This window comes from Actinoplanes sp. NPDC048791 (assembly GCF_040650095.1).
GTDB lineage: Bacteria > Actinomycetota > Actinomycetes > Mycobacteriales > Micromonosporaceae > Actinoplanes.
The window spans coordinates 1-9,873 of record NZ_JBEZGQ010000028.1; the positions used below are offsets into that span (position 1 = coordinate 1).

Sequence of the window (9,873 nt, forward strand, 5' to 3'; positions counted from 1 at the left end):
CGGGGCCGGGGGAAGAGCTGGGAGCCGGGGCCGGAAGCCGGGAACTGAGAAGTCGAACCGAAATCGGGTTGAGGCGGTGCGGGCTGACGGCCCGGGTCGGGCCAAAGTCAGAGTGCGCGTATGCCTGTTCCGGGTTAGCCCGGGGCCGGGCTGGGGTCGGGTCGGGGCGCCAGTGGATGGAGTCGTGGCATCGGCCGGCTTGAGGTCAGGGATCGGATCAGGCTGGGACCAAACTCAGATCGCAGTCGGTGGAGCCGGTGACGCGGCCAGCCACCCAGTACCGGCTGCGGGACGAGGTCGAGCCCAATCCGATTGAGGGCCAGGGGCCAGGGCAGGGGTGGGGTGGGCCAGGGGTGGGCGGCCGGGCTGGAGCGCCGCTGCTGCATTCGGGCCGCGGTCGGGGTGCAAAGCCGCGGGCTGCGGTAGAGCTGGCTCGGACTTCTGACCGAGCGCGAAGCGGGGGTAGTGCCGAGCCGGGGACGAGGCTTCGGCAACTGGAGCCGGGGAACGAGCCGGGAACCGCGCCGGCTTGGGCTGCGGTCCGGGTCCGGGTCCGGGTCCGGGCTGGGACTGCGGCCGTTGCAGGGATCGGCGGCTGGTGCGGCGCCGAGGACTCGGTCGAGACTGGGGTCGGGGACGTTGGCCGGGGCGGCGCGTCAACCGGATCACTAGCCGGGATGACGATCACGGCCGGGTGGTGAGAGGCAGGCGTTGATGCCAGAGGGCCGGCTTAAGGCCACGGTTGAGACGCGGCCGTGGTCTGGCGACAGCCGATTGGACCGAGACAACTTCGGGTCCCACGCCAGGGTCGGGGCGGGTTCCTTTGGTCAGAGGCCAAGAGCCACGACCGAGGGCAGGGCAGTGACATCAGCCTGGCCTACACGCTGACCGTGGTGCGCTAGGAAGCTGGCTGGGGCGGTGCTCGAGATTGCTGGGGAAGCGGCTACCCGGGGCGGATACCTGAGCTCCGACTGGCTGGGTCCGCAGTTGGACAGCGCAACCCGCTCCTGCGGACCCGGCCGAGTCAACAGTTCCAACAGGGGCGCCTGTCGTTGGGTAGGTCGCCTTGTGTGGATGCACGCTTCGAGAGCTGCGTCCGTCAGGCCGGTCAGCGTTTGGCCTACCAAAGTCCCGGCCGCCAGTGTGCGCTTGTTCCGCTCCGCGGCCCTGGCGATCTACATCGACGTCCTGGGCGACCAACGGGCTTGTCGCGGCGGTCGACGTTCGTCACGTCGTTGCTGGACTACACCGGCCGCGACGCACTGGCAAACCGATGGCCCGGTGATGACGGCACCTGACCGCTTGCGGCAGACGTCGTGGCTGGGTCAGTGGGACGGGGCGGCCTGCGTCTTGGCGGGGTCGTCTGTTGCGGTTGCTGACTGCGGAGTTGCCGGGTGGCGGTCAGGGTGCGCCGGTGCTTCGGCGGTCTTCGCGTCGTACTGGGACGGGATGGCGGGGGCTGCGCTTGGTTCGGACTGCGTTGCTTGGCCGGCCCCGTCGTCGGTGTTGTTCGGGTCGAGGGTGGGGTTGCTCGTTGTCGGCGGGGCGGGGGTGCTTGCGATTGTGGGCGCTGTGCCCGTACCGGATGCGTCGGTGGATGGGGAGTCGGCGGGGGCGGCCGAAGTCGGTGAGCTTGCGCTTGGGGGTTGGGGGGTTGGTTCGGGGGTGTTGGCGGCCGCGGGGGTTGCGCCGCTGACGGAGGCGGTGGCTTGCGGGTTGGTGTTGGGTTCGTCGGCGGGAGTCGGCTCGGTGCCCTGGCGGATCGCGTAGGACGAGAGGTCTCGGGTTTCGGCGTTGACCGCGGTTAGGTCGCTGCGGCTGGCCGGCTCGGACGCGGTGCCTTCGGGCGTTGAGTTGCTGGAGGCGGGCTCGGTGGTGGCCGGCGCCGAGTTCGGGAGCGTTGCTCCGTCGGATTCCCGGGGGGCGGAGGCCGACGGCGCGGGCGCTGGGTCTTCGGATGTGGGCACTTGGTTTTCGGGGGTTGCGTTGTTCCACGTGAAACCGGCGGACGGGGAGTCCGTGTGGGTGGGCTGCTGCCAGGTGTCGGGGGTGGCAGGCGTGTCCGGTGTGACTGTTGGTTCGTTGCCGAACGTGGACGGCGACTGCCAGTGGATGTGGGCAGGTTCGGCGATGGCGCGGCCGCCGAAGCCCGCGAGCCACTCCGCGACGAGCGCCAGGTTTTCGAGCCACTGCTCCTCGGGGATGACCGGCAGGATGTCGTCCCAGAGCGACAGGAACGTGCCGCGGAGCTGGAGCCGGCCGTAGGGCCGGGCCAGGAACCACATGTGCAGGTGCGCGGAGCCGTCGCCCCAGCGGTTCACGTGGACGCGGGCGACGCCGTCGAGCGAGCGGATCGCTCGTTCGAGGCGGACCGTCATCACGCCGAGTTCCGCGGCCAGGAGGTTCGGCAGGTCGCCGATGTCGAGGTGCGAGCGGCACTCGAGGATCAAGACCATGGGCAGGCCGGTGGGCCGGTCCATGCCGCGGACGCGCCATCGCTCACTGACCCAGATGTACGCGTCGTCGGGGGTGTTGCAGGCGACGCAATCTCCGGCGTCCTCGCCACTTCGTGGGGGCTCGACATCGACCGGCTCGGCAAGGGTTTTGACCCGCATGTCGCCTTCGAATGGGAAGGAAGGCCAGCGTGTGAAGTCGGGAAGCGGCGGGGGGTTCTGGGGCACGAGGGTGACCCTAGCCCAGCTCACCGGGCACTGTCCCGGGTCAATTTCCGGCGGACCCGCCGATGCTCCCTCACCCGTTCAGACAGTCCCCGGAACGTCGACGCCGGTCACCTTCGGTGGGCTCCGCGCTACGCCTGAAGTTATCCACAGAAGTTATCCACAGGCGGGCCGGTTTCACGTGAAACACGACGTAGAACGCGTTCACCCCCTGTGGATACAGCGGTGGAGAAGGTGTCATCCATCGGAGTTGTTTCACGTGAAACGGCCACGGGGAGGGTCGTCAACAGTCTCTGCGCACAGGTTGTGGATACTGCTGGCTGCCGATCCGAGGTGGGCGGTTTTTGGTGGTGGCTTGGTGCTTCGTGGGGCTTGGTTGTGCTTCGGCTTGGCCGTCTTGTTGGCTTGGCCCGGAGAGCGCCGGTGGGCCCGTTTCACGTGAAACGGATCGGGTCGGATGGCCTGGTACGAGTTTGGTTGGGTTGAACTCGTGGGCCGAATTCTTGTCGATCCGCAGCGCGGTGACGGGCGTCTGCTGAGTCTGCCGCGGCTGCGGCGACCGGGCCTTGCCTCGGTTGCGTGGGGTCGAGATGCCATCGCCCCAGTCCGCGTTGGAGCTGAGGTAAGTCGGCGGGACAGTGGGCTTCATCAGCGGCCCGATTCCATAACCATGGCGGTCTCAGCGGTATGGCTCCCTGGCATGCCGGCTGTTGACCGAGACATCACTCGCCGCGCCATGTCTGAGCCTTCCTGCTAAGGCCGGCAAGCGAGTGCGGTGTTGCTGGGGTGCGGCAGCTGCGAGAGCCCTACAACCGCTAACGCTAAGGACCTCGCTCAATCGGCATGGTCTGGATGGCAGAGGGTTGGCGCTGGCGTAGCCGCGAGGATGAGTCTTGGGCTCGAACACAGTCTCGGCAATCGCCATGATCCTGTGCCGCCAACCATCTCGGAGCCGGGGTGGGTGTGTGTCAGAGCGAAGCGCCTGGGATGTGGGGGACAGATCCGTCGCGGGATGGTGGGGGTCGTCCGCCCATCGGAGCGACGGACGGCGAACTTGATCGGTAGTGCCGGCGACTCGGGAGGAACGGCGGCGCCGCACCACACCACGAGCGCCGCACCGGCGAGGAGCTCGGGCGGCCGGGAAGCAGGTCCCGCTGTTGACTATCGCGGCGGCCTCGGCTCAAGTCTGCGGGATCGTAATGACGCCTCCGCTCTCGCGTTTCACGTGAAACGGCGTCTTGACTTCAAGGGCGAACGGGGAGTGGAGGGTGGGATCGTGTCCGGGTGCTTCTGGCCACCACTCAGAGGTTAAGAAGCCCAACTCGCCGTGGCCCGCGCGGGGCTATAGCTACCAATCGTCAAGCTGATCGGCCTATCTGCACTCCGGATGGCTCCGGCCTTGCTCCCGGGGCGAGAGATCTTGGCTTCGGTATGGGTGTGGCTGCGTCATGGTGGCCGGCATAGCAGCCACGAAGCCGACAGCAGCGTGCGGAGGTCCGCCGTTTCACGTGAAACGGCTCCCGGCTCCCGGCTCCCGGCTCCCGGCTCCCGGCTCCCGGCTCCCGGCTCCGAGGATTGGGGCAACCGCCCTGTTTCACGTGAAACTAGCGATGGCGTGTGCCACGGAGACGAGTGCGGCTGACCGCCAGCCCCGAGACGACGACTTGACTTCAACGTCGCGCCGGCCAGTAGTTCGGCCGCGGAAGCAGAACCGAGACATGGCGCCCAGGCTCAACCAGAGACTTTGTCCAATGCGACCTCCGACGAGCGCCGCAATCCGGAGCTGACACCGAGGAGATCCGACGGAGTGGCGACAGCCGGGTGACCCCGCCGTCTCGAACCAACGCCAAAAGCAGTCAGCACCTTGCCGGCGCTTGGCGCAGCTCGCCATCACGTGGAAGCCATGGGCATGAGAGAGGCGGAGGGCCGACATGCGGTTTCACGGGAAACGTGGCACCGGGGCCCTCGCAGTTGAAGTGCTCGCACCTCTGTCTGCCACCCGAGGCAGAGGCAAGCCGAACCGCCACCAGATAACCAGGACGTCCATCAGCTGCTCCCACTCGCCAGAAGGCTCCCGGCATGACGCCAACTGCCAAGAACCGCCAAGGACGTAAGACGCTCCTTGGCGGAGTCCGGAGACGACTTCACCACCCCGGCCAATACCGCCCAGCCTTCCCGGAGGTGCCACAGCTTCACGACGCCGCCCACGACCGCACAGGCAGCCAGCCATCGCCGGCCCAGCAATGCTGGATCGTCAGGCACGAACCTTCCGACGGCTCTCGTGGATCCGAGCGCGTCGCCCAATGGCTCACTCGCTGGCACCCCGCGAGCTCAGTACGACCTGACTCCGATGGTCCTGACCATTCAGCCGACCATCAGATGCGCTTGAACCGTCGTATGCCGCGGCTGGAGCTGAACGGCGGCACGAGCCCAGTTCTCAACGTCGGCTAGGCCGCGAGAACCTGAGCGGCCGGGCCGCCAGCTAATAGTCGCCCCACTTCAGTGACCTTGGAGCGCCTCAGCCGTTTCACGTGAAACTCGCCAGGGATCAATCCGACCGAGCATCGTCGAGACAACTGCGGCGAGCACCAACGGAGTCAGGCTCGGTGAACCCGACTATGAAGGGCCCCTGCGCTCATCGGCCAAGGGCATGGCCTGCGGCACTCGTTCCTTCTCACCCAAGGGCCTCGAAGGTCCGTCTCACCCAAGGGCCCTCGAAGATCCCGACCGCACAGAGACGGATTAGGGGTACCAACTGAATCGCGCGGCGACCCACACGCCGACTCCATCCGCTTGAACTCAATCCAAGGCCAGCGCCGTCCAGAGGATGCGTGGCGCCTAGGCATAGCGAGATGCCCCCGCCATCAGTAGACCCTCGCTAGAGACCCGAGAACTTGTCTCCACTCCTCACAGCACGGGCGGCCGGAGCTGATCAGCCCGCTCGAGTGGCGCTACCTCGCGGCGCCTCGCCGGCGAGTTGATCTTCAGTCATCCCCTGACGCCGCTGACTCAAGCGTCTTGGGAGCACACCGTTTCTCACCACGGATCCGACAATCCGCAATGGCGCAGCGGCGTGCCATGCGGGCAGACCCAGAGGTCGTAGAGGGGGCGGCGATGCACCGGAGCCAACGCGGCGGCCACCAGCTCACCGCCTAGCTCAATCGCCGGAAGGCTCGAATCAGGCCACGGCCTCAAGACAGATCACCGCGGAGCGACAACGCCACCTGGAGGTACGCAGAATCCAAGGCCCGCAAACACAGGGTGTGTTTCGACCATGCGCGGCCAGCAGTCGCTACACCTCGCAGCGAGTGGGCCGCACCGAGCGGCACCCTTCTGATCGGCACCGCGCCTCAGCCCACAGAAGCAAGCAAACGCACGACGCTCCATCGCCGCCCTCCTACAGAGCCAAGCGACACCGATGCCTTCTGAACGAAATGAGCATGGCCGAAATGGCCCTCGGTCCAACAAGCTCCCGCCCGCCGAGGTACTCGCACCGGCATCACCATCTTCGAGTGCACAGCTGCAAAGCAAGCCGACATGAACCAGCCACCTGAGTGCCAAGGTGGACTACAGCCGTCAAAACATGAGCCGGAATCATGACCGAGCGCCAATGAAGCCCGGTCCTCAGCCGATAGCCCGAAAACAGGGCGAATAGGGCGTCAGATTTCGCCCATCTCGAAGATCCACGCCCGCCCAAAACCTCAGGAGAATGGCTCTGACAGAACCGATTCGTCCGCTGAAGACCCTCCCCCAGGTCACCGAACGTAACGGCCCAGCTCCACCAGAGCCAGGACATGAAGAAGGCACGTGATCCGCCAAAATCACGTGCCTTGCATTCCACAACCCATCACCGCCACCCAGCCATGGCGGCAAACGATCAGTCAGACTCGGCGCCCTCTTCTTCCACGCCGATCATCCCCACGATCCGCTCCAGGTCATCAACCGTCGCGAACTCGATCGTGATCTTGCCCTTGTTCCGGCCGATGTCGACCTTCACCCGAGTGTCGAACCGGTCCGACAACCGGTCAGCCAGATCGTTCAGCGCCGGCGCATGCACCTTCGCCCGCCGCGTCGGGGCCGACTTCTTCGCCGGCCCGTCCGCGATCGCCAGCGACACCAGCTCCTCGGTCGCGCGGACCGAAAGCCCTTCCGCCACGATCCGCAGCGCCAGCTGCTCCTGCGCGTCGGAGTCCTCGAGCCCGAGCAATGCCCGAGCATGTCCCGCCGACAGCACCCCAGCCGCGACCCGTCGCTGCACCGGCGCCGGCAGGTTCAACAGCCTTATGGTGTTCGATATCTGCGGCCGGCTCCGACCGATGCGCCGGGCCAGCTCCTCGTGCGTAGCGCCGAACTCCTCGAGCAGCTGCTGGTACGCAGCCGCCTCTTCGAGCGGGTTCAGGTTCGCCCGGTGGATGTTCTCCAGCAGAGCATCCCGCAGCATCGCGTCATCGCGGGTGTCGCGGATGATCGCGGGGATCGTCTCCTTGCCGACGGCCTGGGCGGCCCGCCAGCGACGCTCACCCATGACGAGCTCATACCGGCCGCCGCCGACGTCCCGTACCACGATCGGCTGGAGGAAGCCGACCTCCTGGATGGAGGTCTTCAGCTCCTCGAGCGCTTCCTCATCGAAGACGTGCCGCGGCTGCTTCGCGTTCGGCTCGATCGCAGTGACCGGCAGCTCCGCGAAGCGGGCGCCGGGCACCGGAGCGAGACCACCGTCGTCCTCGGCCACCGGCACTGACGCCGGCGGTGAAGCCGGCGCGGTGAACTGCGGCGGCGCAGTCACCTCAGAAACAGGCGGCGAAGAAGCCGGGACCGAGGTCGGAGTCGGGTCCGGAACAGCAGCCGGGGAAGGAGGCGGCGGCTCCTCGGTCGTCGTCGTGCCACCGGCCGCCGGGGGAGCGGTGGGAATCAATGCGCCGAGGCCACGCCCCAGGCCGCCCCGTGGACGGTTCTTCATGCCGCGCCTCCCGTGTTGACCCCGCGCATCGCGATTTCCAGAGCTGCCTCGAAGTAGCTCGTGGCGCCCCGCGAACCCGGATCGTAGGTCATTACGGACTGGCCGTAGCTCGGAGCCTCCGACACGCGGACGTTGCGCGGAATCACGGCCTCGAGCACCTTCGAGCCGAAGTGGTTCCGCACGTCCTGCTCGACCGCGTCCGCCAGGCGGGTGCGGCGGTCGTACATCGTCAGCAGGATGGTGGAGACGTCGAGCGTCGGGTTGAGGTGCTGGCGCACCAGGTTGATGTTGTTGATGAGCTGGTTCAGGCCCTCCAGCGCGTAGTACTCGCACTGGATCGGGATGAGCACCTCCTGCGCCGCGCAGAGCGCGTTGACCGTCAGCAGGCCGAGCGACGGCGGGCAGTCGATGAAGACGTAGTCGAACTTCTCCGGGTGCCCGGCGATCGCGCGCTGCAGCCGGGACTCGCGCGCCACCACGGACACGAGTTCGATCTCGGCGCCGGCCAGGTCGATCGTGGCCGGCACGCAGTACAGATTCGGGATGCCCTCGACCGGCTGCGCCACCTCGGCGAGCGGCACGTTGTCGATCAGGCAGTCATAGACGTCGGGTACGCCGGCGTGGTGGGGGACGTTCAGGCCGGTGGAGGCGTTGCCCTGGGGGTCGAGGTCGACGACCAGCACGCGGTTGCCGTGCAGCGCCAGCGCGACCGCGAGGTTCACCGTCGTGGTCGTCTTGCCGACGCCACCCTTCTGGTTCGCGACGCAGAGCACCCGCGGATGGTCGGGGCGCGGCATGTGGATCTCGCCGCTCGGGTTGAGGATCTGCACAGCTCGCAACGCTTCCATGGCGAGGGGCGGATCGTCCTCATCCCGGTCCGGCGTTTCACGTGAAACATGCTCGTCTGCCGCCGCGCCGTCCGCGGACGGCTGCGTCGCTACGGCCGCCGGTGCGGCCGGGGCCGCAGAGACAGGAGCCGACGACGGTACGGTCGCAGAGCCCGAAACAGGCGCAGACGAAGGCCCCGACCGTGGCGCCGGAGCAGGACGTCGAGGCTCCGACGCGCTGACCTCGGCCTCCGTCACCGGGGTGCCGTACACCTGCCCGCCGTTACCTGCACGTGGTTGCGGCACGCCTTGCTCCCCACTGTCGAAGCTCACACTCAAGCTTCCGCTTCGATCCGAGCCGGCGTGTGGATCGGTTTCACGTGAAACACGGTCCCAGCCTGGGGCACCGTCCGGGCCCCTGCCATACTCATGCACCGTTTTGTCCCTGCCTGCTTGGATTGGGTCGGCACCGCGAGCGTGCGGTCCGGCAGGAAGCGGCGGGGCGTCTGGCGCTCCCACCGTCCGGTCCACACTATCGACGCGCGGCCAGCCTACGGCCGCCGGGCGAGCGTCGCCACGGTTGTCCGCCTGATGAGTTGATCCCAACAGCCCATCGGACGCCTCGAAGACCATGAATCCGGGCACCAACCGCATCTTGACCCTGTCGTCGGCGGCCCCAGCACCATTCTCGTCCGGTCCGAACGCCTCTATTACACCGCGTTCACCCCCGGGGCGTGGTCCCCCGAGCGAGCGCACATAGTCCACCGACGGTCCTGCGTGGGGCTCATCTAGAGCGCTCCCACGAGATCTTGAATCGCGTCCAGATCCAGGCGAAGAAGGAACACCACCCGAGGGGCCAGAACCGGACGTGGAGACGTCAGGTGGGGGAGAGCCGACCTCCGAAGCCGGGCTTGGGCCAGAGGAAGAACCTGAACCCGTGGCCGCTCCCGAAGCCGAGCCGGCAAAGGCGCGCCCGCCCGGGGACGATCCCGACCCCGGACCAGTTCCCGAAGGGAAACCGGCACCCGGATCTGCGTCAGCACTTCCTGAAGGTCGTGCAGCCGAAGCCACATCAACCCGTCGAGGAAGACCGGCCGCCGGATCAGCATGAGTCGCCGAAGCAGAACCAACGCCTCGCCCGCCAGACCCATCGGTAGCGGAGGAACCAGCAACAGGCCGGCCCGTATCCGGGCCTCGCTGGGGTCGTGGGAGCTTTCCCGTTCGTTTCCGCACGCCCCGCCTGGCCATCTATCCCCTCCGCGATCTCCTTTTCCCGGAGCCGCGCCCACCGGCGGAGCGGCCCGGGTCGGCCGCCCTTCCGGACGGCCTCGGCCTTGGTGCCACGACGGCCCGCTCCCGCACGATCTCGACGACCGTGGTCGGCGGATCGATCAGTCCGGCTCCGCAG

Annotated in this window: 2 protein-coding genes and 1 pseudogene; all 3 read right to left on the bottom strand. The window is 67.5% G+C overall.

The features are described from left to right. Positions 1–2,084: 2,084 nt before the first annotated feature. Positions 2,085–2,456, bottom strand: a pseudogene (locus tag AB0C29_RS04405) (hypothetical protein); the annotation flags it as partial. Positions 2,457–6,555: 4,099 nt separating this feature from the next. Beyond that, complete coding sequence (locus AB0C29_RS04410) at positions 6,556–7,638, bottom strand: ParB/RepB/Spo0J family partition protein (RefSeq protein ID WP_360814982.1); 1,083 nt, start codon at positions 7,636–7,638, stop codon at positions 6,556–6,558. Further along, on the bottom strand, positions 7,635–8,900 hold the full coding sequence (locus AB0C29_RS04415; protein ID WP_360814985.1) for a ParA family protein: 1,266 nt from the start codon (positions 8,898–8,900) through the stop codon (positions 7,635–7,637). Before AB0C29_RS04415 ends, AB0C29_RS04410 begins: the two co-directional genes overlap by 4 nt. Positions 8,901–9,873 lie beyond the last annotated feature (973 nt).

Coding starts and splice junctions, on each gene's coding strand:
- AB0C29_RS04410 (WP_360814982.1), bottom strand. CDS start 7,638: ATGAAGAACCGTCCACGGGGCGGCCTGGGGCGTGGCCTCGGCGCATTG.